Raw genomic sequence first — 25,508 nt, forward strand, 5'->3', positions numbered from 1 at the left:
ACCTGTGGAAGACCGCCGCGGACCTGACGGCAGCCGGAGGCGGGACGCCCGACGCGGCGCTTCGGAGGGGCTGCCGGGCATGCGCGCGACGGCCTGGCGGGCGCGCGCCCTGCGGGTCGGCGGCCAGGGGGCGGCGGAGCCCGGCATCATCCGAGCTCGGCCAGCCTGGCCGCGTGATCGGCCTCGATCAGCGCGTCGATCAGCTCGTCGAGCCCGCCCTCGAGCACCTGCGGCAGGCGGTAGAGCGTGAGGCCGATGCGGTGGTCGGTGACCCTGCCCTGCGGGAAGTTGTAGGTCCGGATGCGCTCGGAACGGTCGCCCGAGCCGACCTGGCCGCGGCGCTCCGCCGCCCGCGCGGCATCGGCCTTCCGGCGCTCCATGTCGTAGAGCCGCGCGCGCAGCACCGCCATGGCCCGCGCCCGGTTCTGGTGCTGGGACTTCTCCGAGGAGGTCACCACGAGCCCGGTCGGCAGATGGGTGATGCGCACGGCCGAATCGGTGGTGTTGACGTGCTGGCCGCCGGCGCCGGAGGCGCGCATGGTGTCGATGCGGATCTCGCCCGCCGGGATCTCGATGTCGATCTCCTCGGCCTCGGGCAGCACCGCGACGGTGGCTGCCGAGGTGTGGATCCGCCCCTGCGTCTCGGTCTCGGGCACGCGCTGCACCCGGTGCACACCGCTCTCGAACTTGAGCCTGGCGAAGACGCCGCTGCCGCGCACCGCCGCCACCAGCTCGCGCAGCCCGCCGAGATCGGAGACGGTCTCCTCCAGCACATCGACGCGCCAGCCGCGGCTCTCGGCATAGCGGCGATACATCGCGAAGAGATCGGCGGCGAAGAGCGCCGCCTCGTCGCCGCCGGTGCCGGGGCGGATCTCGAGGATGGCGGCGCGGTCGTCGGCCTCGTCGCGGGGCAGGAGGGCGAGCTTCAGCGCGTGCTCGGCCGCGGGCAGCCGGGCCTCGAGGGCGGAGATCTCCTCCTCGGCGAGCCCCGCCATCTCCGGATCGGCGAGCATGCGCCGGGCCTCCTCGAGGCCTTCGGTCACGCCCTGCCAGTCGCGGATCGCGTCGACCACCGGCCCGAGCGCGGCATAGTCGCGGCTCGCCGCCGCGATCTCCGAGGGATCGGCGGCCGCGGCCAGCCGCGCCTCGAGATAGGCGTGGCGCTCGAGGATCTCTCTGAGGCGTTCTTCGGGGACCATGCGCCGCGTCCTGCCCCGCGGCCGCGCGAAGGTCAAGCCGGGCGCTGGCCGGGCGCATGCCGTGGCCGGGCCGGCGCCGGGCCGGCACAGGGTCCGGCGCGGTCGCCGAAGCCGGCACTGTGGCCTTGCCCGGACCGGACAAACGGATCATGTTGTCGCGGGCCGGAGACGGCGGCGCCCGGTGCCGGCTCGCGGGCCCTGCCGATGCCGGCTGCGGCAGGCGATCTACCGATCAACCGAACGAGGAGCGGACCGCCATGATCTGGCCAAATCCCGCCAACGGCCGGCGTGCCACCCAGGTTCTGACGGCGCTCGCGCTGGCGTTCGGCCTCGGGCTCGGCCCCGTTGCACCGCTTCCGGCGGCGGCCCAGGCCCAGGGCCCGGCGGCGGTGAAGGCCGAGCGGGTGGAGCGCCGCCCGGTTGCCGACACCACGCCGATCCTTGCCGAGCTCGTCGCCACCACCCGCAGCGAGGTCGCGACCCGCACCGCCGGGATCGTCTCGGAGGTGCTGTTCCGCGTCGGCGACGCGGTGGAGGCCGGCGCGCTCCTGGTGCGGCTCGACCGCGACCTGATCGACATCCGCCTGCGCACCTCGCAGGCCGCGCTCGAGGCGGCACAGGCCGGCGTCGCGGTGTCGGAGGCGCAGATGCGCCTTGCCGTGCAGGCCTTCGAGCGGCAGTCGCAGCTGCGCGGCTCCACCGCCTTCTCGCGCGGGCAGTTCGAGGATCTCGAGGCCAGCGTCGCGCAGGCCCAGAGCGAGCTCACCCGCGCGGCGGCCCAGGTGGCCCGGGCCGAGGCCGAGCTCTCGCGCGCCGAATACGACCGGCGCCATGCCGAGATCCGCGCGCCCTTCGCCGGCATCGTGGTGGCGAAGGCGGCGCAGCCCGGCAGCTACATCGCGCTCGGCGCGCCGGTGGCGACGCTGCTCGACATCGGCGCGCTCGAGATCGAGGCCAACATCCCGGTGAAGCTGATCGGCGCGGTGCGCGAGGGGCTGGCGGTGGAGGCGGTGTTCCAGGACGGGCCGACGACCGAGGCCGTGGTGCGCAGCCTGCTGCCGGTGGAGACCCAGACCACCCGCACCCGGCCGGTGCGCTTCGCGGTGGATCTGACGGCGATCGACCCGGCGCGGCTGGCCTCCGGCCGCTCGGTGCTGCTGAAGGTGCCGGTGAGCGTGCCGCGCGAGGCGGTGACGGTGCCGAAGGATGCGCTGGTGCAGGCCCGCGGCGGCTGGATGGTGTTCGTCGTGGAGGCCGACAAGGCGGTGCCGCGGACGATCACGCTGGGCGAGCCGGTGGGCGCGCGGATGGAGGTGCTCTCGGGCCTCGAGCCCGGCGAGATCGTGGTGGTGCGCGGCAATGAGCGGCTGCGCCCCGGCCAGCCGGTGACGGCGACGCTGGTGCCGCCGGTCGACCGCGCCCCCGAGGCGGCCGCGACCGCCCCCGCTCCCGGCCGGGGCTGAGGCGCATGGACCCGATCCGCATTGCCATCGAGCGCCCGGTCGCGGTGATCGCGGCGGTGATGATGGCGGTGATGTTCGGCGCGCTGGCGCTGGCGCGGATCCCGATCCAGCTCACCCCGGACGTGCGCAAGCCGGTGATCGAGGTCACCACGGTCTGGGCGGGCGCCGCGCCGGCCGAGGTCGAGCGCGAGATCATCAACCCGCAGGAGGACGAGATAAAGGGCCTCTCGGGGCTCGAGACGATCATCTCCACCGCCGATACCGGGCGCGCGCGGATCACGCTGGAATTCGCCATCGGCACCGACATGGACCGCGCCTTCACGCTGGTCGCCAACCGGCTCGACCGGGTCTCGGGCTATCCGGCCGAGGCGGAGGAGCCGACGCTCGACACCTCCGGCTCCGACGACAACCCCATCGCCTGGATGATCGTGCGCCGCGCCGAGGGCGTGACCCGGCCGATGGAGCACTACGGCGATTTCGTCAACGACGTGGTGGCGGAGCGGCTGGAGCGCGTCGATGGCGTCGCGGCGACCAATGTCTATGGCGGGGTCGAGCGCGAGCTGCAGGTGATCATCGACCCCGAGGAGCTCGCGCGCTTCCGCCTGACGATCCCGGAGGTGGTGGAGGTGCTGCGCCGGGAGAGCATCTCGCTCTCGGCCGGGGATCTCGACGAGGGCAAGCGGCGCTATGTGGTGCGCGCGGAGGGCGAGCTCAACACCGTCGCGGCGGTCGAGGAGGTGGTGCTGCGCTCGGGCGCTGCCGGCACCGCCGATGCGCTCGGCCGGGTCTTCATGCGCGACGTCTCCGAGATCCGCTTCGGCCACAAGGAGCCGACGGCGCGGATCCGGCAGAACGGCCAGGCGGCGATCGCGGTCAACGCGGTGCGCGAGCAGGGCGCCAACGTGATCGAGACCATGGAGGGCATCCGCGCCGCCATCACCGAGCTGCGCGACGGGCCGCTGGCCGCCGAGGGGCTGACCCTCACCCAGGTCTATGACGAGACGGTCTATATCGACGGTGCCATCGACCTCGTGATCCAGAACATCTGGGTCGGCGGGCTGCTGGCGGCGGGGGTGCTGCTGCTGTTCCTGCGCTCCGGCTCGGCAACGCTGGTGATCAGCCTCGCCATCCCGGTCTCCATCGTGGCGAGCTTCGTCGCCATGGCGGCGCTCGGGCGCACGCTCAACGTGATCTCGCTGGCCGGCATCGCCTTCGCCGTGGGCATGGTGGTGGATGCCGCCATCGTGGTGCTGGAGAACATCTATCGTCTGCGCCAGCTCGGGGTGCCGTCGGCGCAGGCCGCCTATGAGGGCGCGCGGCAGGTCTGGGGGGCGATCCTCGTCTCGGCGCTGACCACCGTCATGGTGTTCATCCCGATCCTGGTGATGGAGCTCGAGGCGGGGCAGCTCTTCCGCGACCTCGCGGTGGCGATCTCGGTCTCGGTCTGCCTCTCGCTGGTGGTCGCGGTCACCGTGATCCCGGCGCTCTCGGCGCGGCTGCTGGGGCGGGACGAGGCGCAGCTCTCGGTGATGCCGGTGCCGATCGTCGACCATTTCGGGCGGCTCTTCGCCTGGATCGTGCGCGGCTATGCCTGGATCACGGTGAAGGTGCGGCTGATCGGGCTCCTGGTGGTGAGCGCGATCACCGGCGCGGCGCTCTGGGGTGCGGCGGAATACCTGCCCAAGCTGGAATACCTGCCGGAGGGCAACCGCAACCTCGTCTTCGGCGTCACCCTGCCGCCGCCGGGCTACAACCTCGCCACCACCACCGAGATCGCGGAGCGGATCGAGGCGGTGGCGCGCCCGCTCTGGCAGCTCGAGGACGACGGCACCACCGAGCTGCCCGGCATCCGGCACTTCTTCTTCGTCGCGGTGCGCGGCTCCACCTTTCTCGGCGGCTCGGCGCAGGTGCCGGGGCGGGTGGCGGAGCTGATCCCGGTGCTGCGCGCGCCGATCTTCGCCGAGCCCGGCACCTTCGGCTTCATCAACCAGCGCTCGCTCTTCGGCCGCGGCATCGGCGGCGGCCGCGCCATCGAGCTCAACGTGCAGGGCCAGGACCTCGAGGAGATCCTCGGCGTCGCGCAGCGCGCCGCCGGCAAGATCGTCGCCAACTTCCCGCCGATGGAGGACAACCAGTTCCGCCCGATCCCCGGCCTCGAACTCGGCGCGCCGGAGGTGCGGATGGTGCCCGACCGGGTGCATCTGGCCGATGCCGGGATCGACGCGCGCACCCTGGCGCAGACGCTCGACGCCTACAATGACGGGCTGCGCATCGCCGAGATCACCGTCGGCTCGGAACGGATCGACCTGACCCTGCTCGGCACCTCGGCCAACGAGGAGGGCCGGCGCACCCAGGATATCGGCGGCTTCCCGGTGGTCGCGCCCAACGGGCGGATCGTGCCGCTCTCGGCGCTCTCGAGCCTCGAGCTCACCGCCGGGCCGACGCAGATCCGCCACCGCGAGCGGCTGCGCACGGTCACGCTGGAGCTGCGCCCCTCAACGGCGATCCCGCTCGAGACGGCACTCGAGATGATGGCCGAGGACGTGGTGGGCGCGCTGCGGGCGGAGGGGCTGCCGCCCGGCGTGCAGCTCTCGCTCTCCGGCGCGGCGGACCAGCTGACCCAGACCTGGGAGGCGCTGCAGGTCAACCTGCTGCTGGCGCTGGTCATCGTCTTCCTGGTGATGGCGGTGCTGTTCGAGAGCTTCATCCTGCCGCTGGTGATCCTGATCTCGGTGCCGGTGGCCGGCGCCGGGGGCGTGGCGGGGCTGGTGGTGCTCAACCAGTTCCAGGCGCAGTCGCTCGACATGCTGACCCTGCTCGGCTTCGTGATCCTGATCGGCATCGTGGTGAACAACGCGATCCTGCTCGTGCACCAGTCGCTCTACCACCTGCGCGAGGAGGGGATGGGGGTCGACGAGGCGATCCTCGAGGCCACGCGCAACCGCATCCGGCCGATCTTCATGTCGACGCTGACCAGCGTGATGGGGATGCTGCCGCTGGTGGTCTTCCCCGGTGCGGGCTCGGAGCTCTATCGCGGGCTCGGCTCGGTGGTGGTGGGCGGGCTCTCGATGTCGGCGGTGCTGACGCTGCTGCTGGTGCCGCCGCTCCTGCGCCTCACGCTCGGCGTTTCGGAGCGCCACCGCGCGGCGCCGGCGGAGATCGAGGACGATGCCGGTGACGACGGCTATTACGACGATGACCGCGCGCCGGGGGATGGCTATCGCCGGGCGCACCCCGCCGAATAGGCGCCCGCCATGAAAACGGGCGCCGGAGGATGCCCCCGGCGCCCGGTCTCGCCGCACGGCAATGCGATCAGGCGCCGTCGGCTCCGCGGGCCTGGTCGCTCGCCGTGCCCGCACCGCCGCTGACCGTGCTCGGCGGCGCCGCGCGCTCGGCCGGCGCGGTCTTCGGCGCGGCCTGGTGCATGTGCACGTCCTGCTGCGGATAGGGGATGGAGATCCCGGCGGCGTCGAAGTTCTGCTTCACCTGGCGCATCAGGTCCCAGTAGACGGTCCAGTAGTCGCCGCCCTTCACCCAGGGCCGGCAGATGAAGTTGACCGAGCTGTCCGCCAGCTCGTGCACGCGGATCACCGGGGCGGGCTCGGACATCACCAGCGGATGCGCCGCGACGATCTCCTCGAGCACCTTCTGCGCCGCCTCGATGCTGTCGTCATAGCCGATGCCGAACACCAGATCGACGCGCCGGGTCGGGCTGGTGGTGACGTTGGTGATGGTGTTGCCCCAGACATTCGAGTTCGGCACCACGATGATCTGGTTGTCCGGCGTGACCAGCGTGGTCGACATGATCGAGACCGACTTCACCGTGCCGGCAACGCCGCCGACATCGACATAGTCGCCCTCGTCGAAGGGCCGGTTCAGCATGATCATCAGGCCGGAGGCGAGGTTGCCGAGGGTCGATTGCAGCGCGAAGGCGAGGATGAAGGAGGCACCGCCGATCAGCGCGAAGACCGGCGAGATGTCGATGCCGAGCCCGGAGAGCACCACCATCAGCCCGATCGCCATGGTGATCCAGTAGGCCACCATCACGAGGAACGACTGCAGCAGCCTCGAGAGGTTGGGCACCCGGCCGATCCAGCGCCCGACCAGCCTGCGCACGGTGCGGGCGACGATGTAGAGCGCCAGCAGCGAGACGAGGATGATCGAGACGTCGATCACCAGCTGGATGCCGCCGTCCTTGTCGGAGGCCCAGGTCAGCGCCTGGGTCATCAGCGTCTCGGCATCGGCGGTGCGCGTCTCCTCGACGATGATCGCCGAGCGATAGGCGCGGTATTCGGCGATCGCCGCCTCGTCGCCGCCCTTCTTCTCCCAGCTGTCGATCACGGTGGCATACTTGTCGAACAGCGCCTTGCGCCCGGTGGTCAGCTCGGCCAGCGCGGTGCGGGCGGCATCGGCGGCCTCGCCCTCGGCATCGGCGAGCCTGATCTGAGCCTCGATCACCGCCTCGGTCTTGTCGCGCACGATGCCGAGCCATGCCTCGGCGGCGGCGGCCAGCTCGTCCTTGGTGAGCGGGATCAGGCGGAGCGTGAAGATGTCGATGTCCGAGGCGGTGTCGGTGATCTCGGGGGCCAGCGCCGGCCCGTCCTCCGCCGCGTCCTGCGCAATGGCGGCGGGGGCGGCGAGCATCAGCGCGAGCGCCAGCAGGGCGAGAAGGCCCCGGAATGGGCGGAGGCCCAGGGAGAACATCTTTGTCATGGGAATGATCCGATTGGAGGTTGCGCGTGTTGTCGGCCAGAGCTGCGGCCACGGAGCCGTTTCGGTGGCCCGGGGAGCGTTTCGGCGCGACGGTGTCGCCAAAATCCCCCCAGGGACGCTTACAATTCAGCGAGGCTAGCACGGATGTTGCGGCGGGCAAGCGCATTGGTCGCAAATGTCATGCAAGATGTCGGATTCGGCTTTCGCCGTCTGTGAAAATTCTGCGCAGAATTTCACGAACGACGCAGGGAGTCTTGCAGTGCCAGACATCGCCGAGACCGCCGCGGCCGACCGCCCGAGCCATTCCGGCGTCGGCGGCGACGTGCGCGCGGTGCGCCGGGCACGGGGGCTCACGCTCACCGAACTGTCGGGGCGGATCGGCCGCTCGGTCGGCTGGCTGAGCCAGATCGAGCGCGGCATCTCGGAGCCGACGATCGGCGATCTCAGGCGCATCGCGGCAGCGCTCGAGCAGCCGCTGTCGCTGTTCTTCGGCGAGAACCAGGGGCCGGAGCGCGAGCGCGGCCACATCGTGCGCCAGGGCGCGCGGCGGGTGCTCGGATCGGCGGCGCAGGGGCTCACCGAGCAGCTTCTCTCGCCCGACCTCTCCGGCTCCTTCGAGATCGTCCGCTCGGTCTTCGATCCCGGCGCCGAGCTCGCCGAGCCGGCGCGGCGCCCCACCGAGGAGGCCGGCTACCTGATCTCCGGCCGGCTCGATCTCTGGATCGGCGGCGAGGTCTTCGAGCTGCACCCCGGCGACAGCTTCCGCCTTCGCGAGGAGCCGTTCCGCTGGCGCAATCCGGGCCGCGAGCCCGCCGTCGCGATCTGGGTGATCGCGCCCCCCGTTTACTGATGCCCATTCAGAGGTGAGCCTGATGTCCGATATCCCATCCACTGCCCGCGTCGTGATCATCGGTGGAGGGGCCGTGGGCGCCTCCTGCCTCTACCATCTGGCCAAGGCCGGCTGGACCGACTGCGTGCTGCTCGAGAAGAACGAACTGACCTCCGGCAGCACCTGGCATGCCGCCGGCAACGTGCCGACCTTCTCGGCCTCCTGGTCGATCATGAACATGCAGCGCTACTCGGTCGATCTCTATCGCGGGCTGGCCGAGGCGGTGGACTACCCGATGAACTATCACGTCACCGGCTCGATCCGGCTCGCGCATTCCCGGGAGCGGATGCAGGAGTTCGAGCGGGTGAAGGGCATGGGCCGCTACCAGGGCATGGATATCGAGATCTGCTCGAACGACGACCTGAAGGCACGCTATCCGTTCCTCGAGACGCATGACCTCGCCGGCGGGCTCTACGACCCGCATGACGGCGACATCGACCCGGCGCAGCTCACCCAGGCGCTGGCCAAGGGCGCGCGCGATCTCGGCGGCAGGATCATCCGCTTCTGCGCGGTCACCGGCGTGCGGCGCGACAGCGCCGAATGGGTGATCGAGACCGAGAAGGGCGAGATCCGCTGCGAATACGTGGTCAACGCCGCCGGCTACCGCGCGCAGGAGGTCGGCGCCATGTTCGGCCGCACCGTGCCGATGGCGACCATGAGCCACCAGTACATCCTGTTCGAGGAGGTCGAGGAGCTGCGCGCCTGGTCTGAGGCGGAGGGGCGCAAGCTGCCGCTGCTGCGCGACGTCGACTCGAGCTACTATCTCCGCCAGGAGAAGATGGGCTTCAACCTCGGCCCCTATGAGCGCAACTGCCGCGCCCACTGGGTCACGCCGGACGACCCGATGCCGGAGGATTTTTCCTTCCAGCTCTGGCAGGACGATCTGGAGCGCATCGAGTGGTATCTTGAGGACGCGCTCGCCCGCGTGCCGCTGATGGCCAAGGCCGGGCTCAGCCGCGTGATCAACGGCCCGATCCCCTACACCCCGGACGGCAATCCGCTGATCGGCCCGATGCCAGGCGTGCCGAACGCCTTCGAGGCCTGCGTCTTCACCTTCGGCATCTGCCAGGCGGGCGGCGCCGGCAAGGTGCTGGCGGAATGGGTCACCGAGGGCGGCACCGAGTGGGACATGTGGTCCTGCGACCCGCGGCGCTGGGGGCCCTGGGCCGACCACGACCACTGCGTGGCCAAGGCCAAGGAGGTCTACGGTCACGAATACGCCATGCATTTCCCCCGCCATGCCTGGCCGGCGGGGCGCGACAAGCGGCTCTCGCCGATCCATGACGAGCTGAAGGCGCTCGGCGCGCAGTTCGGCGCCTATGGCGGCTGGGAGCGGGCCAACTGGTTCGCGAAGCCGGACGACGACACCTCCGAGGAGGCGACCCAGACCTGGGAGCGCAAGGGGCCCTGGGAGCCGCGCATCTCCGAGGAATGTGCTGCGGTGCGCGATGCGGTGGGGGTGCTCGACCTGCCGGGCTTCGCGCGTTTCCGGCTCGAGGGCGTCGGCGTCGGCGAATGGCTGCGCGGGCAGATCACCGGCGCGCTGCCGCGGCCCGGGCGGATCGGCCTGGTCTACATCGCCGACGAGCGCGGCCGGGTGGTCACCGAGTTCTCGGTGATCCGCGACGACGACGACGAGCTGACCCTGATCACCGCCGCCGCGGCGCAGGAGCATGACCGCGAGCTGCTGCTCTCGCGCATGCCGCCCCATGCCGGTTTCCGGCTGAACGACATCACCGAGACCAGCACGGCGCTGATCGTCGCCGGGCCGAAATCGCGCGGGCTGATCGGGGCGCTGGCGCAGGCGGATCTCACGCAGCCCTGGCTGACGCACCAGATCTCCTACATGGCCGGCCGGCCGGTGCGGCTGGTGCGCGTCTCCTTCACCGGCGAACTCGGCTGGGAGATCCATGCCAAGCCGCATGACCTGCCGGTGATCTGGGAGGCGCTCATGGAGGAGGGCACGCGGCACGGGCTGAAGCCCTTCGGCATGTATGCCCTCGACAGCCTGCGCATCGAGAAGGGCTACCGCGCCTGGAAGGGCGACCTCTCCACCGACTACACGATGTTCGAGGCCGGGCTCGACCGCTTCGTCAAGCTCGACAAGGCGCAGGATTTCCCCGGCAAGGCGGCGCTGATGGCCGAGAAGCAGCGCGGCCCGGCGAAGCGCTTCGTGGCGCTGACGCTCGAGGACTCGCCCTTCGACGCGCCCTACATGTCCACCCTCTGGTCGAATGGCGAGGTGGTCGGCGAGACCACCTCCGGCGCCTGGGGCTACCGGGTCGGTGCCTCAATCGCGCTCGGCGCGGTGCGCAGCGATCTCGCGGCGCCGGGCACCGAGCTGGAGGTGGAGATCTTCGGCACCCGCGTCGGCGCCAGGGTGGCGCCGGGCCAGGCGCTGTGGGACCCGCAGAACGCGAGGCTGCGGGCATGACGCTCGAGACCTATCTCGCCTATCTCGGGGTGATCGCGGTCTTCTTCGGCTCGCCGCCGGGGCCGAGCCACCTGCTGATGATCGCCAACAGCCTCGCGCATGGCGTGCGGCCGAGCCTCGCGACCATGGCCGGCGACCTCTCGGCCAACGCGCTGCAGATGACCGCCGCGGGCTTCGGGCTGGCGGCGCTGGTGGCGAGCTCGGCCGAGGCGCTGACCGTGGTGAAATGGGCGGGCGTCGGCTATCTCGTCTGGATGGGGATCGCGCGCATCCGCCGGGCCGGGCGGGCCGGCCGGCAGACGCCCGCCGGAACCCCGCGCCCCGCGGTGCTGTACCGGCAGGGCTTCCTGACCTCGGCGGCCAACCCCAAGGCGGTGGTCTTCTTCGCCGCGCTGTTCCCGCAGTTCATCGACCCGGCGCTGCCGATCTGGCCGCAGGTGGCGATCCTCGGCGTGACCTATCTCGCGGTCGACGGCGCGATGCTGGTCGGCTGGGGCGTGCTGGCCACGCGCTCGCTCAGGCGGGTGAAGGCGCTGACCGGGCCGATGCTCGACCGGATCTCGGGCGCGCTCTTCATCGGCGCCGCGGTGCTGCTGGCCGGCAAGGACCTCGCGGTGGAGGGCCGGAGATGAGCCGCATCGTCCTCCTCGACGGCGGCATGGGGCAGGAGCTGATCCTGCGCTCGCGCCATCCGGTGCACCCGCTCTGGGGCACCTTCGTGATGCGCGAGGCCCCGGACATCGTGCGCGCCGTGCATGAGGACTATATCGCCGCAGGCGCCCGGATGATCACGGTGAACACCTACACCGCGACCCCGGCGCGGCTGGCGCGCGACGGCTACCCCGAGGCCTTCGGCGAGCTGCAGCAGGCCGCCTGCCGGCTGGCGGAGGAGGCGCGCGAGGCCTCTGCGGTGGACGGCGTGCGCATCGCCGGCTGCCTACCGCCGCTGATCGGCTCCTACCGCGCCGATCTCACGCCGGGCGACACCGAGGCGCTGGACGACTACCGCCGGATCGCCGAGATCCAGGCGGAGCATGTGGATGTCTTCCTCTGCGAGACCATGACCTCGGGCCGCGAGGCGCGGCTGGCGGCGACCGCGGCGGCGGAGACGGGCCGGCCGGTCTGGGTGGCGCTGACGCTGCGCGATGGCGGCGACCCGCATCTGCGCGGCGGCGAGACGATCGCCGAGGCGGCGGCGGCGCTGGCCGATCTGCCGGTGGCGGCGGTGCTGGCCAATTGCTGCCACCCGGAGAGCATCGACGCGGCCACCGATGCGCTCGGCGCGCTCGGTCTGCCCTGGGGCGGCTATGCCAACGGCTTCAAGTCGGTGGCGGCGCTGCGGCCCGGCGGCACCGTGGCGGCGCTCGAGCCGCGCGAGGATCTCGGCCCCGAGGTCTATGCCGGCTTCGCGCTTGGCTGGGCCGCGGCGGGGGCGGCGATCGTCGGCGGCTGCTGCGAGGTGGGCCCCGAGCACATCGCGGCGACGGCGCAGCGGCTGGCGGATGCGGGCTACGAGACCGCCGGAGACCTCGCGTGAGCGCCGTGCCCGAGACCCTGCCCGGCGCGCTGCCGGCGCGCATGTCGGGCGCGCTGCTCACCGGCCATGGCGGCCCGGAGAAGCTGGCATGGTCGGACGCCATCCCGGTGCCGCGGCCCGGGCCGGGGGAGGCGCTGGTGCAGGTCCTCGCCGCCGGGGTCAACAACACCGACATCAACACCCGCATCGGCTGGTATGCCCGCGAGGTGACCGGCGCCACCGCGGAGGGCGGCGGCGCGGCCGAGGCCGGCGGCTGGGCCGGTGCGCTCGCCTTCCCGCGGATCCAGGGCGGCGATCTCTGCGGCCGCGTGGTGGCGCTGGGGCAGGGGGCCGGGGGACCGCCGCCGGGCGCCCGCGTGATCTGCCCGATCAACATGCCGGAGCCGACGCCGGAGCGGCCCTTCGCCTTCCGCGCCCTCGGCTCGGAGCTCGACGGTGCCTTCGCCGAATATTGCGCGGTGCCGGCGCGCCAGCTCCACGATGTGAGCGCGGCGCCGCTCTCGGATGTCGAGCTCGCCGCGATCCCCTGCAATTTCGGCACGGCGGCCGGTCTGCTGCGCCGTGCCGGGGTGCGCACGGGCCACCGCGTGCTGGTCACCGGCGCCTCGGGCGGGGTCGGGCTCGCGGCGGTGCAGCTCGCCCGGCTCGCCGGCGCACGGGTCACCGGGGTGGCGAGCGGCGCCAAGCAGGCGGCGGTGCGCGAGGCCGGCGCCGAGGACGTGCTCGGCCGCGACGACACGCCCCCCGCGCAGGGTTTCGATGCGGTGATCGACGTCGTCGGCGGCGCCGGCTGGGGCGCGCTGATCGAGGCGCTGCGCCCCGGCGGGCACTACGCCGTCTCGGGCGCCATCGCCGGCCCCGTGGTCGAGGCGGACCTGCGCGTGATCTATCTCAACGACATCACCATCCACGGCGCGACCTACCAGCCGGAGGAGGTCTTTGCCGGCCTTGTCGCCGCGGTGGTCGCCGGGCGCATCCGCCCGCGCATTGCCGAAACCTATCCGCTCCGCCGCATCGCCGAGGCGCAGGCCGCGTTCCAGGCCAAGCGCACGGCCGGCAAGATCGTTCTCATACCTGGAGATGACAGAAGATGACGCTTCCCACCAAGGCCCGCGCCGTGATCATCGGCGGCGGCGTCTCCGGCTGCTCGATGGCCTATCACCTCACCGAGCTCGGCTGGGACGAGGTGATCCTGCTCGAGCGGCGGCAGCTCACCTGCGGCACCACCTGGCATGCGGCGGGGCTGATCGGCCAGCTGCGCGCCAGCCTCAACCTGACGCGGCTGGCGAAGTATTCCGCCGATCTCTACCAGCGCCTCGAGGCCGAGACCGGGGTCGCCACCGGGATGCGCCAGAACGGCTCGCTCTCGGTGTCGCTGACCGAGGAGCGCGCCGAGGAGTTCCGCCGCCAGGCATCGCTGGCGCGGGTCTTCGGCGTCGCGGTCGAGGAGATCGGCCCGGCGGAGGCGAAGGCGCTCTATCCGCATCTCGAGACGAAGGGCGTGGTCAATGCCGTGCACCTGCCGGGCGACGGGCAGGCCGACCCGGCCAACATCGCGCTGGCGCTGGCCAAGGGCGCGCGGATGCGCGGGGCGCAGATCGTCGAGGGGGTGAAGGTCACCGCCGTCGGGCATGACCGCGGCCGCGTCACCGGGGTCTCCTGGGAGGGGCTCGACGGCGCCTCCGGCCATATCGCGGCGGATGTGGTGATCAACTGCGCCGGCATGTGGGCGCGCGAGCTGGCGGCGCAGTCGGGCGTCGCGCTGCCGCTGCATGCCTGCGAGCATTTCTACATCGTCTCCGAGGCGATCGAGGGGCTCGGCCGGCTGCCGGTGCTGCGGGTGCCGGACGAATGCGCCTATTACAAGGAGGATGCCGGCAAGCTGATGCTCGGCGCCTTCGAGCCGCGCGGCAAGCCCTGGGGCATGGACGGCATCGCCGAGACCTTCTGCTTCGACCAGCTGCCGGAGGACATCGACCATTTCGCGCCGATCCTCGAGATGGGCTGCGAGCGCGTGCCGCTGCTGGCCGAGACCGGCATCCACACCTTCTTCAACGGGCCGGAGAGCTTCACGCCGGACGACCGCTACTATCTCGGCCCGGCACCGGAGCTCGAGGGCTACTGGGTGGCGGCGGGCTACAACTCCATCGGCATCGTCTCCTCGGGCGGCGCCGGCTATGCGCTCTCGCGCTGGATCGACAAGGGCCACCCGCCCTTCGATCTCTGGGATGTCGACATCCGCCGCGCGCAGAGCTTCCAGACCAACCGGCGCTATCTCAGGGAGCGCGTGCCGGAGAGCCTCGGCCTGCTCTATGCCGACCATTTCCCCTATCGCCAGCCGGAGACCGCAAGGGGCGTGCGCCGCACCCCGCTGCACGAGCACCTGAAGGCCCGCGGCGCGGTCTTCGGCGAGACCGCCGGCTGGGAGCGCGCCAACTGGTTCGCGGCCGAGGGCCAGGAGCGCGCATACCGCTACAGCTGGGGCCGGCAGAACTGGTGGGCGAATGCCGAGGCCGAGCACCGCGCGGTGCGCGAGGCGGCGGCGCTGTTCGACCTCTCCAGCTTCGGCAAGATCCGCGTCGAGGGGCGCGATGCCGAGGAGGTGCTGCAGCGGATCTGCGGCGCCGACATGCGGGTCGCGCCGGGGCGCATCGTCTATACCCAGTTCCTCAACGACCGCGCCGGGATCGAGGCGGATGTCACCGTCACCCGGCTCTCGGAGCGCGTGTTCCTGGTGATCACCCCGGCGGCGACGCTGCGGCGCGACCTCGCCTGGATCCGCCGGCACACGCCGGAGGAGGCACATTGCGTCGCCACCGATATCACCGCGGGCGAGGCGGTGATGGCGATCATGGGGCCGAAGGCGCGCGACGTGCTCGCAGAGGTGATCCCGCAGAGCCTGGCGAACGAGGACTTTCCCTTCGGCACCATGCAGGAGGTGGAGATCGGCCATGGCCGCGGGCGGGCGCACCGGGTCTCCTATGTCGGCGAGCTCGGCTGGGAGCTCTATCTCTCCTCCGACCAGGCGGCGCAGGCCTTCGAGGCGATCGCGGAGGCCGGCCGGCCGCACGGGCTCGCGCTGGCCGGGATGCATGTGCTCGACAGCTGCCGCATCGAGAAGGCGTTCCGCCACTGGGGCCACGACATCACCGACGAGGACCACGTGCTCGAGGCCGGGCTCGGCTTCGCGGTGAAGACCGAGGCCGAGCCCTCGCGCTTCGGCGAGAAGATCGGCCGCGGCGCGGTGCTGGCGAAGCGGCAGGAGGGGCTGAGCCGGCGGATGCTGCAGTTCCGCCTCAACGAGCCGGAACCGCTGCTCTATCACAACGAGCCGATCCTGCGCGACGGCGAGATCGTCGGCCACCTGACCAGCGGCAATTACGGGCACCATCTGGGCGCGGCGATCGGGCTCGGCTATGTGCCCTGCGCGGCGGGGGAGAAGGGGGCGGAGATGCTCGCCTCGGCCTACGAGATCGAGGTGGCAGGGGTGCGGGTGAGCGCGGAGGCGAGCCTCAAGCCCTTCTACGACCCGAGCTCGGCGCGGATGCGGGCATGAGGCAGCGCGCCCGATGCACCCCGGAGCGGGCGGGGGCGCCCACCCGCCCGCCCCGCCCCCGCCCGGCCGGGGTGCATCGGGCGCGGCAGCGCAGGACCGAGAGGGGGAGCGGATGAGCGACAGATTGCATTACGAGGCGGGGTTCCACGTCTCATGGGAGCGGTTTCACCGCGATGCGCGGTCCCTGGCGGCGCGGCTGCACGGGCCGGGCCAGCCGGAGTGGAAGGCGGTGGTGGCGATCACCCGCGGCGGCATGGTGCCGGGCTGCATCATCGCCCGCGAGCTCGGGCTGCGGGTGGTGGAGACGATCTCGGTCGCCTCCTATGCGCACAAGGACCAGGGGGCGCTGCAGCTCCTGAAGGCGCCGGATGCCGCGCTGATGGGCGATGGCAGCGGCATCCTCGTGGTCGACGATCTGGTCGATACCGGCCGCACGCTGGCCTTCATCCGCGAACGCTATCCGAAGGCGCATCTCGCGGTGGTCTATGCCAAGCCGCAGGGGGCGGCGCTGGCCGACACCTATATCGCCGAGGTGGCGCAGGACAGCTGGATCTACCTGCCCTGGGACATGGGGCTGGTCTATGTCGATCCGCTGACCCGCAAGGGCAACTCGGAATGAGCGCTCGCACCGCCCGCACCGCCGCCTTCCGCGCGCTGCACGGCGCGGGCTGCTTCGTGATGGCGAATGCCTGGGACACCGGCAGCGCCCGGCTCTTCGCCGGGGCGGGGATGAAGGCGCTGGCCACCACCTCCTCGGGCTTCGCCGCGCGCGAAGGCCATCGCGACGGAGCCGGGGAGCTGGCGCGCGAGGCCGCCATCGCCCATGCCGCGGAGATCGCGGCGGCGACCGGGCTGCCGGTCTCGGCGGATCTCGAGGACTGCTATGCCGCGACCCCCGAGGGGGTGGCCGAGACCGTTCGGCTGGCGGCAGCGGCCGGGCTCGCCGGGCTTTCGATCGAGGATATCCGGCCCGGCGCGGCCGATCCGGCCTGGCCCTTCGACGAGGCGGTCGCCCGGGTCGCGGCGGCGGCGGCGGCGGCGCGGGAGGCGGATATCGTGCTCACCGCGCGGGCCGACGGGATGCTCCACGGCGCCTATGGCCTCGACGGCGCGCTGGCCCGGCTCCGCGCCTTCGAGGCTGCCGGGGCGGAGGTGCTCTATGCGCCGGGCCTGCCGGACCTCGCGGCGCTGCGCAGCCTCTGCGCCGGGGTCTCGCGCCCGGTGAACCACGTGATCGGGCTCGGCGCCGCGGGTGCCGGGCTGGCCGAGATTGCCGCCGCCGGCGTGCGCCGGGTGAGCCTTGGCGGCTCGCTCGCGCGGGTCGCCTATGGCGCGGCGCTGGAGGCCGCATGCGAGATTGCCGAGGGCCGGTTCGACCGCGCCGAGGCAGGCCCCGGCTGGGGCGAGATCCGTGCCGCCATGGCGGCCGGACGGGACACCGCCGGCGCCCTCGAGAACCCTGCCGCCGATGCGTCGGCGGCAGAGCCCCCGCCAGTGTGACCGACATGGCGGGCCAGAACGTGACGCGCAGACTTCGTCTTCAGCCAGGGAGGCCGAGATGACCGATACCGCCGAACCGCCGCCGACCGGAGGCCGCCGCGCCGCAGGGCGCTCCGGGGGCCGCGCCGCCCGCCACGCACTTCGCTCGGCTCCGCTGGCCGAGGATGTCCGGCCGATCCGGCCGGGCCTGGCGGGCGGGCTCTATTCCCCGCTGACCGAGGCCGGGGTGCAGCGCATCCACGCCGCCGCGCTCGAGGCGCTGGAGACCATCGGCCTCGCCGATGCGCCGCCGAGTGGGGTCGAGCTCCTCACCGGCGCCGGCGCGGTGCTGGGCGATGACGGGCGCCTCCGCTTCCCGCGGGCCCTCGTCGAGGACATGCTGGCGCTGGCGGCGCGCGAGGTCGTGCTCTGCGGCCAGGACCCGCGCCACGACATGACGCTGTCGCCGAGCCGGGTCTATTACGGCACCGCCGGCGCCGCGGTGCATCTGGTCGATCCGGTCACCCGCACATACCGCGATTCGACGCTGCAGGACCTCTACGATGCCGCGCGCATCACCGAGCTGCTCGACAACGTGCACTTCTTCCAGCGCCCGATGGTCGCCCGCGACGTCCTCGACCCGCTGGAGATGGACCTCAACACCATCTATGCCTGCGCCCGCGGCACCTCCAAGCATATCGGCACCAGCTTCGTCGGCCCGGACCACATGCCGGCCTGCTTCGAGCTGATCCATGCGCTCGCCGGCGGCGAGGCGGCTTGGCGCGCCCGGCCCTTCATCTCGAATTCCAACTGCTTCGTCGTGCCGCCGATGAAGTTCGCCACCGAGAGCTGCCAGGTGATGGAAGCGGCGATCCGCGGCGGCATGCCGGTGCTGCTGCTCTCGGCGGGCCAGGCCGGGGCGACCGCGCCGGCCTCGCTGGCGGGCGCCATCGTGCAGGCGGTGGCGGAGTGCCTCGCCGGCATCGTCTATGTCAACGCGCTGGCGCCGGGCCATCCGGCGGTGTTCGGCACCTGGCCCTTCGTCAGCGACCTGCGCACCGGGGCGATGTCCGGCGGCTCCGGCGAGCAGGCGCTGCTCTCGGCGGGCTGCGCGCAGATGCACCGCTTCTACGGGTTGCCGGGAGGGGCCGCGGCGGGCATCGCCGATGCCAAGCTGCCGGACATGCAGGCCGGCTGGGAGCAGGCGATCTCCAATGTCATGGTCGGGCTCACCGGGCTCAACATGGTCTACGAGAGCGTCGGCATGCACGCCTCGCTGCTCGGCTTCTGCCTCGAGAGCCTGATCCTCGGCGACGACATGCTCGGCCAGTGCCAGCGCTGCGTGCGCGGCATCGAGGTGCGGGAGGACGACATCTCCCTCGACGTGATGCGCAGCGTCTGCCTCGAGGGACCGGGGCACTATCTCGGCCATGCCCAGACGCTCGGACGGATGCAGGTGGACTATGTCTATCCGCGCCTCGGCGACCGCACCTCGCCGAAGGAATGGCTCGAGCGCGACCGGCCCGACCTGCTGACCCGTGCGGTGGCGACCAAGGAGGAGATGCTGGCGAAGCACTTCCCGGCGCATCTGCCGCGGGAGGCCGACCGCGCGGCGCGCGAGGCGGCGCGGATCCACCTGTCCGAGGCGGCGGTCGGGCTCTGATCCGGCAGGCGCCCCCGCCCCGGCGCATCGTCCGGGCGGGGGCGCCCGCCCACCCACCCCGCCCCCGCCCGAACGATGCGCCGGGGCGGGGGCGGAACCGGGGCAGCCCGGCCGCCACGCAGACCGGCGGCCGCAAGGCGCCGCGGGCGCAGCGCCGGCCACGGGCGGACCGGCAGACGCGGCGCTCGCTCTCGCGCGGGGCCATCGGGCGCCGCGGGCCGGCTGGTGGCGCCCGCCGGTCCCGGTTGGCGCCTAGCCGCCGGCGCAGTCGACGCAGCGCGCCACCGCCGGGTCGAGCGCGAGCCGGCGCGGGTCGATCGCCTCGCCGCAGAGCTGGCACCAGCCGTATTCGTCCTCGTCGAAGCGCGCCAGCGCCGCCCGGATCGCCGCCCGTCGCGCTGCCCGCCGGCGCGACTGCGCCGCCGCCATCGCCTGCACCTGCATCGCGTCCATCCGGCTCAGCCGCCCGACCGACTGCTGGTCGAGCTCCACCGGCGCCCGGTCCGCCTCGGTGTCCCGCTCCGCTGCCTCGAGCTCCGCCGCCTCCGCGACCAGCAGCGCCCGGAACCGCGCCAGCGCCGCCGCATCCAACCCGTCATCGGTCGTCAAGATCGCCTCCATCACGATCGCTGACTGGCCATCCGGCCGGCCAGTACCTACTATCAGTCTCAGGTCCAGGAGCGCGAGGCTCCGAGTATCTGAGGAGGACCGCGATGAGCCGGCAAGACAGTGCCCCCCGCCTCGACCCGCAGGCCGCGCCCCAGGACGATCCCGCCGCGGTCGACCCGATCTGGTCGCGCATGCGCGACGAGGCCGAGCAGCTCGCCGCCAGCGAGCCCTTCATGGCCAGCATGGCGCATTCCGTCGTGCTGCACCATCCAAGCCTCGAGGCGGCGCTCTCCTACCGCCTGGCGCAGAAGCTCTCGAGCCCGGAGATGTCGCCGCTGCTGATGCGCGAGATGGCCGACCGCGCCTATGCCGAGACCCCGCTGATGGGCTGCGCCGGGCGCGCCGATATCCGCGCCGTCTTCGAGCGCGACCCGGCCTGTCACCGGATGATCCAGCCGCTGCTCTACTTCAAGGGCTTCCTGGCGGTGCAGTCCTATCGCCTGGCGCACTGGCACTGGACCACCGGGCGGCGCGACATGGCGCTGTTCATCCAGATGCGCTGCTCCGAGGTCTTCGGCGTCGACATCCATCCCGGCGCGCGGATCGGGCAGGGGATCATGATCGACCACGCCCATTCCATCGTGATCGGCGAGACAGCGGTGGTCGGCGACGACGTCTCGATGCTGCATTCGGTGACCCTCGGCGGCACCGGCAAGGAGGGCGGCGACCGCCATCCGAAGATCGGCGACGGCGTGCTGATCGGCGCCGGCGCCAAGGTGCTCGGCAACATCCGCGTCGGCGAGTGCTCGCGGATCGCCGCCGGCTCGGTGGTGCTGAAGGACGTGCCGCCCTGCAAGACGGTGGCCGGGATCCCGGCGAAGATCGTCGGCGATGCCGGCTGCGACCGGCCGGCGCTGTCGATGGATCACGGCGTGCGCTTCGGCGAGGCGGCGAAGGACATCGTTCCCGACTGCTGAAGCAGGGGCCGGCCGCGGCGCCCGGCGGTGCCGGCTTGCGCCTGCTCTGAAGGGGGCGCCGCGCCGGGCCGGACGCCGGTGGCGACGTGCCGCCCGCGGCGCGGTCCGGCCGGCGGAGCCCGTGGCGAGGGCCGCGGGTTGCCGATGGCGGTGCGCGCTGTCGGACCGGTGCGGATTGTCCCGATGCCCGGATTGCGGGGCCTGCCCTCGCAGCCAGTGCCAGGCGGGTGCAACCCGGCTCTCGGCCCGGTCACGCGCCGCGGGACCGACACCGGCCAGGCGGCGGGCGGCCCGACGCGGCGCTCCCTCGCGTGGGGGGCAGGGCGCCGCGGGCCGATCTTCGGCAAGGCAGCCCTCAGCCCCTGCGCGCGAGGCGGAGCAGCCAGCCCGCCACCTTCTGCACGTCCGGCCGCTGCCGGCCCGGCCGGCGCACCAGGTGATAGCCGGTGCCGGAGGCGTCGCGGTCGCGGTCGAAGAGCGCCACCAGCCGCCCCGCCGCGATGTCCTCCTCGACGAAGATCCGCGCCGTCATGCCCGCCCCGTCGCCGCGCAGGATGGCGTCGATCGCATGCTTGCCGGGCAGGTGGAGGATGTCGGTCTTGCCGGCGATCTCCACCCCGTGGCCGCGCAGCCAGACCGCGAGCTCGTCGGTGCCGATCTCCTGCACCCAGGGCAGCGCCAGCAGATCCGCCGGCTCGCGCACCGCGCAGGCCGCCAGCAGCGCCGGCGCCGCCACCACCACCACCGGCGCCGCGACCAGCGGGATCGCCTCGAGCCCCGGCCAGTCGCCGGTGCCGAAGCGGATCGCCAGGTCATGGCCGGAGCGCGCCAGGTCGACGACATCCGTCGAGGGGTTGAGCATCAGCTCGATCTTCGGATGGGCGGCGCGGAACTCGCCGAGCCGCGGCATCAGCCAGGCGGCGAGGAAGGCCGGGGTCAGCGTGATGTGCACCGGCCGCGCAGCCTGCTCGGCGAGGATCTCGGCAAGCGCTGCCCGCATGGTCTCGAAGCCGGCGCCCAGCGCCTCGGCGAGCCGCGCCCCCTCGGGGGTCAGTGCCAGGCCGCGCCCCTCGCGCCGGACCAGCCCGACGCCGAGATGCCGCTCCAGCCCGCGCACCTGCTGCGCCACCGCCGCATGGGTCACGTTGAGCTCGCGCCCGGCGGCCGAGAAGCCGCCGGTCCGCGCCGTCGTCTCGAAGGCGCGGAGCTGGCTGAGCGGCGGCAGCCCGGACCAGTCCATATGATAGCCCACCTTTCAGACGGATAGATTTCCTGCCTCGCAGAATCCCGAGAAATTACCGATATTGCTGGAAATTCACAAGGGAAACGGAGAAGGCAGATGATGACCATTCTTGCAGACAGTCTCTTCACTGCAACGCGGATCGATGGCCCGGCGGTGGCCGATGCCCGGCCGATGCCCGAGGCGCCGCCGCTCCGCTCCTGGGCGCTGCGCGGCTGGGCGCGCCGGCTGATCGCCCGGGCCCGCCCGGCGCCCCGGTGCCTGCCCGGCACGGCCTGCTGCCCGGCGGAATGAGCCCGGAGCATCGGACCGCCCGGCACAGCGGCGAGGCCGCCGCGGCGCGGGACCGGCGGCGCGCGGGATTACGGGATCGTGAGACAGTCAAGTAACGAGAATGCGGGGCGGCGCCGGTGCGGGGCCGCCCTTCAGCGCGCGCCCTTGCCGGTGAACACCACCTGCACCGTGCGCAGCAGGATGTAGAGCTCCATCCGCGGGCTCAGCCCGTCGATATAGGCGAGGTCCTCGCGGGTCTTCTGCACCGTTGCGCGGATGCCCTCGGCATAGCCGCCCCGCACCTGCGCGAGCCCGGTGATCCCCGGGCGCAGGGTGTGCCGGGCGCGGTAGCCCGGCACGCTGTCGAGGTAGTGGATCGCGTGGTCCCAGACATCCGGGCGCGGGCCGATCACGCTCATGTCGCCCGAGAGCACGTTGAAGAACTGCGGCAGCTCGTCGATCCGCGCGCGGCGCAGCATGCGGCCGAGCGGGGTGATGCGCTCGTCCTCCACCGGGTCGTCGGGGCCGCGCGGGGCGGGGCCGCCTTCGGGCTGACCGGCGGACATGGTGCGGAATTTCACGATGGTGAAGCGCTTGCAGTTGCGCCCCATGCGCGCCTGCACGAAGAACAGCGGCCCGCGATTGGCGATCGGGTTCAGCAGCAGCAGCACCGCCGCGACGCCGAGCACAGCGGGCAGCGCCAGCAGGGCGACGGCGATGTCGAAGCCACGCTTGGCCGCTGCAAACCCGCGGCCCGGAGAACGCGCATTCCTGAGGACATCCTGGTTCAGCACCGCGGAGAGCTTCCCGATCCCTGTCCTGCACCCAATCCGCTGCCCGTTGCGGGCAAGATACGGCACTCAACGGCCGGGAATGCTGCCGGCCAAGGACCTGGCCTGCACCCCCCGCGCGAGGTGACCATAGGAAGTGACGCGGGTGAAAGCAATTGATGTTTCGCACATGCGCAAGCTGGAGCCGCGCTTGTTGCCGGCGGGCGCCAGGGGCGGCGCGCCCCGCGAGGCTCCGACGGGGTCCCTGCGCCGCCGCCGCGGGCGGCCCGGGCGCTGCTGCGCTGCGGCGCGCCGGTTGTCAGAACCGGCCGCGCATCCTATAGAGCCGGAAGGCGGCCGACGGCGCTCCCGCGGCGGCGCCGGGCCTGGCATGGCGCACGCCCCGGCCCGGTGCGCCGGTCCGCAACGCCCCGGCGGCGGCCGGTCGGCCGCAGCGCCGGGCGCGGTAAGGAGGAGCGGCAGGGCATGGGCCTTGATGCGAACATGCAGGAGCCTGGCCGCGCCCCGTCCGGCGGACGGGCGGAGCCGGCGCTGCGCGTCGAGGAGCTCGACCTGCGCCGCGTGGTATCGACCCTCTGGCGCTCGAAATGGGTGATCCTGATGCTCGGGCTGGCCGGGCTCGGGATCGCGATGCTCTACCTGCGCAGCACCGTGCCGCTCTACGAGGCGCGCGCCGAGGTGCTCTGGGAGGTCGCCAAGCCGAACATCGTCGATATCGACCCGGTGGCCAGCCAGGCCTCGGCGGCATCGGATTTCCTGCTGCTGCAGTCGCAGATCAAGATCGTCACCTCGAGCCGGCTGCTCGGCAAGGTGGTGGACGAGATGGGGCTCGCCGAGCGGCCCTTCTTCAACCCTTTCGCGGTGCCGCCGGAGGCCCGCTCGCCCGACCTGATGAGCCTTGGCGGGATCCTCACGGCGCTGGCGCGGCTCGGCCTCGATCTCGGCGCGCCGGAGCCGGCGGACCCGCCGGCGGCCAAGCAGCGCGAGATCACCATCGACGCGCTGGCCCGCTCGATCGGCGTGAGCTGGGTCGAGAACTCCTATGTCCTGGTGCTGAGCACCTCGACCCCGGACCCGCGGCTCTCGGCGGATCTGGCGAACGAGATCGCGCGCTTCTACATCCTCGACCAGCTCGAGAAGAAGTTCGAGGCGACCCGCGCCGCCACCGAATGGCTGAGCGAGCGGGTCGCCGAGCTGCGCCTCGAGCTCGAGGCGGCGGAGCAGACGGTGGAGGACTACAGCGCCGCCTCCGAGCTGATCTCCGAGGAGGCGCTGGCCGCCCGCGCCCGCCAGATCAAGGAGATGCGCGACCGCCGCCGCGATCTCGTCGAGCGCCGGCGCGACCTGCGCGGCGACAGCACCGTGATCTCCGACCTGCGCCAGGCCGAGAACTTCGCCGCCATCGCCGACCGCCTGCGCCGCCCGGACCTCGTGGACCTGGCCGGCGAGATCGCCGATGCCCCCGATGACGGCGTGCGCGCCGCGGTGATCGCCCGCTTCGACCGGGCGCTGTTGCAGATCACCCTCGGGATCGAGCAGAACGCCAAGCGCGCCGAGGCCCAGATCGCGGCGCTCGGCGGCTCCATCGCCAGCCTCGAGAAGGAGCTCGAGGTGCAGTCGAAGGCGCTGGTCGAGCTGCGCCAGCTGCAGCGCGAGGCCGAGGCCAGCCGGCTGATCTACGAGAGCTTCCTGTCGCGGCTCAAGGAGACCACGGTGCAGGAGGGCATCCAGCAGCCCGATGCGCGGATGCTCTCGGATGCCTGGGTGCCGGACTGGCCGAGCAAGCCGAAGAAGGTGGCGATCCTCGGGCTCGGCGCCATCGCCGGGCTGGTCGCCGGGGTCTCGATCATCGTGCTGCGCGAGAAGCTCAACGCCACCTTCCGCACCGCGGGCGAGCTCGAGGCGCGCACCGGGCAGGCGGTGCTCGGCACGATCCCGCTGGCCCCGCTGCCGCGGCGCCAGGCGCTGCTCGACTTCCTGGCCAAGCGCCCGGGCTCGAGCTTCGCCGAGTCGATCCGCAACCTGCGCACCTCGGTGCTGCTGGCCAATATCGACAAGCCGCCGCAGGTCATCATGGTCTCCTCCGGCGAGCCGGGGGAGGGCAAGACCACCACCTGCGTCGCGCTGGCACAGATCTCCTGCTCGCTCGGCAAGTCGGTGCTGATCGTCGAATGCGACCTGCGCCGGCGCAACTTCCGCCGGGTCTTCGACATCGAGCACGAGCGCGGCCTGCTCTCGGTGCTCTCCGGGCGGATGCGCTACGAGGACGTGGTGCATGTCGAGGAGAGCTCCGGCATGCATGTGCTGCCCGGCGAGCGCAGCTCGGTGAACGCCGCGGATGTCTTCGCCTCCAAGCGCTTTGCCGAGTTCCTGCAGGAGCTGCGCGGGCATTACGACTTCATCTTCGTCGACACGCCGCCGGTGCTGGCGGTGCCCGATGCGCGGGTGATCGCCCAGCATGCCGATGCGCTGGTCTATGTGGTGCGCTGGAACCGCACGCTGCGCGAGACCGTGGCGGCGGGGCTGCGCACCTTCGCCCAGGTCAACGCCCGGATCACCGGGGTCGCGCTGACCCAGGTCGACATGAAGGACATGGAACGCTACGGCTATCGCGATTTCAGCTATTATCGCACGGCGCAGCGCTATTATCAGAACTGACGCGGCAGGGCGGTGCCGGAGATGACC

19 protein-coding genes are annotated in these 25,508 nt (G+C 72.2%); 14 read left to right on the plus strand and 5 right to left on the minus strand.

Annotated elements, in window-relative coordinates:
- Window positions 1-146: 146 nt before the first annotated feature.
- On the minus strand, window positions 147-1,199 hold the full coding sequence (gene prfA, locus QSJ97_RS07500) for a peptide chain release factor 1 (protein WP_285671082.1): 1,053 nt from the start codon (window positions 1,197-1,199) through the stop codon (window positions 147-149).
- Window positions 1,200-1,456: 257 nt separating this feature from the next.
- Here prfA and QSJ97_RS07505 point away from each other — a divergent pair, with 257 nt between their 5' ends.
- A complete protein-coding gene (locus QSJ97_RS07505) occupies window positions 1,457-2,662 on the plus strand; it encodes an efflux RND transporter periplasmic adaptor subunit (protein WP_285671083.1) in 1,206 nt (401 codons plus the stop codon).
- 5 nt (window positions 2,663-2,667) lie between these two features.
- Entirely contained in the window at window positions 2,668-5,907 is a 3,240-nt protein-coding gene (locus QSJ97_RS07510) for an efflux RND transporter permease subunit (RefSeq protein WP_285671085.1), read from the plus strand.
- A gap of 67 nt (window positions 5,908-5,974) precedes the next feature.
- Here the strand turns inward: QSJ97_RS07510 and QSJ97_RS07515 are convergent, their stop codons facing one another.
- The gene (locus QSJ97_RS07515; RefSeq protein ID WP_285671086.1) at window positions 5,975-7,375 is read right to left on the minus strand and encodes a mechanosensitive ion channel family protein; all 1,401 of its coding nucleotides are present in this window, start codon (window positions 7,373-7,375) and stop codon (window positions 5,975-5,977) included.
- A 259-nt stretch (window positions 7,376-7,634) separates the two neighbouring features.
- Between QSJ97_RS07515 and QSJ97_RS07520 the strand changes: the two genes are divergently transcribed.
- From QSJ97_RS07520 to QSJ97_RS07560, 9 genes are all read left to right on the plus strand, one after another.
- The gene (locus tag QSJ97_RS07520; RefSeq protein ID WP_285671087.1) at window positions 7,635-8,225 is read left to right on the plus strand and encodes a helix-turn-helix domain-containing protein; all 591 of its coding nucleotides are present in this window, start codon (window positions 7,635-7,637) and stop codon (window positions 8,223-8,225) included.
- 22 nt (window positions 8,226-8,247) lie between these two features.
- Window positions 8,248-10,698, plus strand: a complete 2,451-nt coding sequence (locus QSJ97_RS07525; RefSeq protein ID WP_285671088.1) for a GcvT family protein — start codon at window positions 8,248-8,250, stop codon at window positions 10,696-10,698.
- On the plus strand, window positions 10,695-11,330 hold the full coding sequence (locus tag QSJ97_RS07530; RefSeq protein WP_285671090.1) for a LysE family translocator: 636 nt from the start codon (window positions 10,695-10,697) through the stop codon (window positions 11,328-11,330). Before QSJ97_RS07525 ends, QSJ97_RS07530 begins: the two co-directional genes overlap by 4 nt.
- The gene (locus QSJ97_RS07535) at window positions 11,327-12,235 is read left to right on the plus strand and encodes a homocysteine S-methyltransferase family protein (protein WP_285671091.1); all 909 of its coding nucleotides are present in this window, start codon (window positions 11,327-11,329) and stop codon (window positions 12,233-12,235) included. The genes QSJ97_RS07530 and QSJ97_RS07535 overlap by 4 nt, the downstream gene beginning before the upstream one ends.
- A 29-nt stretch (window positions 12,236-12,264) precedes the next feature.
- The gene (locus tag QSJ97_RS07540) at window positions 12,265-13,329 is read left to right on the plus strand and encodes a zinc-binding dehydrogenase (protein WP_434220898.1); all 1,065 of its coding nucleotides are present in this window, start codon (window positions 12,265-12,267) and stop codon (window positions 13,327-13,329) included.
- On the plus strand, window positions 13,326-15,791 hold the full coding sequence (locus tag QSJ97_RS07545; RefSeq protein ID WP_285671092.1) for a GcvT family protein: 2,466 nt from the start codon (window positions 13,326-13,328) through the stop codon (window positions 15,789-15,791). Before QSJ97_RS07540 ends, QSJ97_RS07545 begins: the two co-directional genes overlap by 4 nt.
- A gap of 112 nt (window positions 15,792-15,903) precedes the next feature.
- Window positions 15,904-16,410: a xanthine phosphoribosyltransferase gene (gpt, locus tag QSJ97_RS07550; RefSeq protein WP_285671093.1), complete on the plus strand. Its 507-nt coding sequence runs from the start codon at window positions 15,904-15,906 to the stop codon at window positions 16,408-16,410.
- The gene (locus QSJ97_RS07555; RefSeq protein ID WP_285671094.1) at window positions 16,407-17,291 is read left to right on the plus strand and encodes an isocitrate lyase/phosphoenolpyruvate mutase family protein; all 885 of its coding nucleotides are present in this window, start codon (window positions 16,407-16,409) and stop codon (window positions 17,289-17,291) included. Before gpt ends, QSJ97_RS07555 begins: the two co-directional genes overlap by 4 nt.
- Window positions 17,292-17,349: 58 nt before the next feature.
- Window positions 17,350-18,933, plus strand: a complete 1,584-nt coding sequence (locus QSJ97_RS07560; protein WP_285671095.1) for a trimethylamine methyltransferase family protein — start codon at window positions 17,350-17,352, stop codon at window positions 18,931-18,933.
- A gap of 252 nt (window positions 18,934-19,185) precedes the next feature.
- Here the strand turns inward: QSJ97_RS07560 and QSJ97_RS07565 are convergent, their stop codons facing one another.
- Entirely contained in the window at window positions 19,186-19,542 is a 357-nt protein-coding gene (locus QSJ97_RS07565; RefSeq protein ID WP_285671097.1) for a TraR/DksA C4-type zinc finger protein, read from the minus strand.
- 191 nt (window positions 19,543-19,733) lie between these two features.
- On the opposite strand from QSJ97_RS07565, the gene cysE reads away from it, so the two are divergent.
- The gene (gene cysE / locus QSJ97_RS07570) at window positions 19,734-20,519 is read left to right on the plus strand and encodes a serine O-acetyltransferase (RefSeq protein WP_285671131.1); all 786 of its coding nucleotides are present in this window, start codon (window positions 19,734-19,736) and stop codon (window positions 20,517-20,519) included.
- A gap of 355 nt (window positions 20,520-20,874) precedes the next feature.
- On the opposite strand, the gene QSJ97_RS07575 is transcribed toward cysE, so the two are convergent.
- Complete coding sequence (locus tag QSJ97_RS07575) at window positions 20,875-21,759, minus strand: LysR family transcriptional regulator (protein WP_285671098.1); 885 nt, start codon at window positions 21,757-21,759, stop codon at window positions 20,875-20,877.
- 102 nt (window positions 21,760-21,861) lie between these two features.
- On the opposite strand from QSJ97_RS07575, the gene QSJ97_RS07580 reads away from it, so the two are divergent.
- The gene (locus tag QSJ97_RS07580; protein WP_285671100.1) at window positions 21,862-22,053 is read left to right on the plus strand and encodes a hypothetical protein; all 192 of its coding nucleotides are present in this window, start codon (window positions 21,862-21,864) and stop codon (window positions 22,051-22,053) included.
- A gap of 131 nt (window positions 22,054-22,184) precedes the next feature.
- On the opposite strand, the gene QSJ97_RS07585 is transcribed toward QSJ97_RS07580, so the two are convergent.
- Window positions 22,185-22,826, minus strand: coding sequence for a sugar transferase (locus tag QSJ97_RS07585; protein WP_285671101.1), 642 nt, complete (start codon window positions 22,824-22,826; stop codon window positions 22,185-22,187).
- A gap of 462 nt (window positions 22,827-23,288) precedes the next feature.
- Here QSJ97_RS07585 and QSJ97_RS07590 point away from each other — a divergent pair, with 462 nt between their 5' ends.
- Entirely contained in the window at window positions 23,289-25,481 is a 2,193-nt protein-coding gene (locus tag QSJ97_RS07590; RefSeq protein ID WP_285671102.1) for a GumC family protein, read from the plus strand.
- Window positions 25,482-25,508 lie beyond the last annotated feature (27 nt).

The sequence above is a fragment of the Paralimibaculum aggregatum genome, assembly GCF_030270585.1.
Taxonomy (GTDB): Bacteria; Pseudomonadota; Alphaproteobacteria; order Rhodobacterales; family Rhodobacteraceae; genus Thermohalobaculum; species Thermohalobaculum aggregatum.